Annotated in this window: 1 protein-coding gene; it reads left to right on the top strand. The window is 42.2% G+C overall.

From position 1 onward, the window contains the following. Positions 1 to 14: 14 nt before the first annotated feature. Positions 15 to 249: hypothetical protein (locus AC0IXA_RS27900; protein ID WP_471814979.1), on the top strand; the 235-nt coding region annotated here is incomplete at its 3' end.

The raw sequence follows: 249 nt of genomic DNA, 5'->3' as shown, positions 1-249 counted from the left end.
TACGTAGAGGGCTCATGCCGGTGATTCCTGGAGGTAAGGGATATAGGCTGCCACTGATTTCAAACGATGAGTTTGCAAAATTTATTGTGCAGGTTCTCAGGATCGAACAGCCGGCTATTCAAACATATACACTTGTTGAAGACAAAGAGAACGATCCGAACATTGCTGAATTATTAAGTGTGATGTCGGAAAGTATGAATATGAGGGCACCCAAAATCTCTGTCCCAATGCCGCTTATGAAAACAATAA

This window comes from Pseudomonas sp. AC083 (assembly GCF_979253165.1).
The sequence above is the reverse complement of the archived record's forward strand: the minus strand, read 5'-3'. Positions and strand labels throughout refer to the sequence as shown.